At 60.8% G+C, this 1346-nt stretch carries 1 protein-coding gene and 1 pseudogene; both read left to right on the top strand.

The window, feature by feature from the left end; all coding sequences use genetic code 11:
* The coding region (locus tag EN935_RS41615; protein WP_206534666.1) for a hypothetical protein at positions 1 to 258 on the top strand (258 nt) is incomplete at its 5' end.
* A 292-nt stretch (positions 259 to 550) separates the two neighbouring features.
* Positions 551 to 1346 (top strand): annotated as a pseudogene (locus EN935_RS36125) (hypothetical protein); the annotation flags it as partial.

Below are 1346 nucleotides of genomic sequence, written 5' to 3'. Positions count from 1 at the left end.
CCCGCCGACAGCGCCAAGAAGTCCCGACGCCTCATGGAAAAGTCTCCAAAAGTGGCCTTTGCCACCCAAAACCAAGCACTTCAATTCGATTGCACCGCCTCCCAAAACGAGTCAATGGCCCTCAGGAAGCGCCCGTCCGGGCAGCAAATTTGTGGCAGGCGAGCAACAGTTTTGCGGGCGCCAGGCGCCTTTTTAGGCAATTCCTGTCGGCAGTCGCTGCGCTGCAGGTACAACTTCAGGGCACTGCGAAAAAATTAGCAAGGGCTGTTTTGCTTGACTCGGCCGTCAAAAACAGGCAGCAAAACTGCGTCGGAAGGGCGACAACACCACTTTCCTGGCTGTGGACGAAGCCTGATTTGGCCCAAATCCACATCTCGTCGTTGGTTTTGAGAGGGATTGATTAACCAACTTTGTCCATATTTTGAAGCAATCGGCAACCAACGACAGGCGCGGCAAACGCGTCGGGGACCACCTGGGATCACTCGCAGAATGGTCGTCGCGGCTCACAAGGCCACGTACGGGGGAAACCGATTGGAGCGAGATTGGTTGCATGGCGTTGTCGAGTAAACAAAAAATAATCCGGGACCAGCGTGAAGGCGGCGAGTTCGTCGATGCCCCGCGTTCCCCTTCCTTCAATACTGGCCGGGTCGTCCGCTGGATCGCATTGCCTTGCGCCAGCACCGCCATCGGCCTGTGGCTGATCGGCACCATGGCCGGCCTCAGCTCCGTCGGCGCCTCGCTGTCGGCGACCTCGGGTAGCCTGCCGCAGACGCTGTCGATGTCGGGATCGCTCGCCCTTGTCGATCCGCTGAAACAGCATTTCTTGAAAGCACCCTTCGTGCTGGCCAATGCCCATGGCGGCGCTCAGGCGCTGCATGACCAGGCCGTGCAATGCGGCGCCAGCTGCTTCAAACCAGCTGAGGTGAGTCCCCTGGCGGAGAAATCCGAGCGCCTTGTGGCGAAGGCAAAACCCGTACCCACCGTTGCAAAATCGAAATCGCAGGAACGCTTCGAACGCATGGAAGCGTCGTTGTCGCCGATGAAGCTCGCCGCTGTCTTCGCGAGTGCCGGCAAGCCTGCCCCGGCAGCCAACACACCCGCACTTCCGGTCATTTCTAGTGTCGCGCCGCAAATTGCCGAGGCGTCGCTGGTGCCATCCGTCCAGGTCATGGCCAGCCTGTCGGATGACATGCCGGCTCCGGCGGCGGAACGCTTCGCCCGGCTGGATACCGGCTCAGTGGTCGTGCAGACCGCGCCGCAACCGACGGGCTTTGCCCAGTCGGAGACGCCAGATAATTCGCAGCTGGCGCTTGCCCTCGTGGAGTCGCTGCCGGTCGACGACGAGG

Origin of the sequence: Mesorhizobium sp. M7D.F.Ca.US.004.03.1.1, from assembly GCF_003998635.1 — a bacterium.
Lineage (GTDB): Bacteria > Pseudomonadota > Alphaproteobacteria > Rhizobiales > Rhizobiaceae > Mesorhizobium > Mesorhizobium loti.
This window is presented reverse-complemented; position numbering and strand designations above follow the sequence as displayed.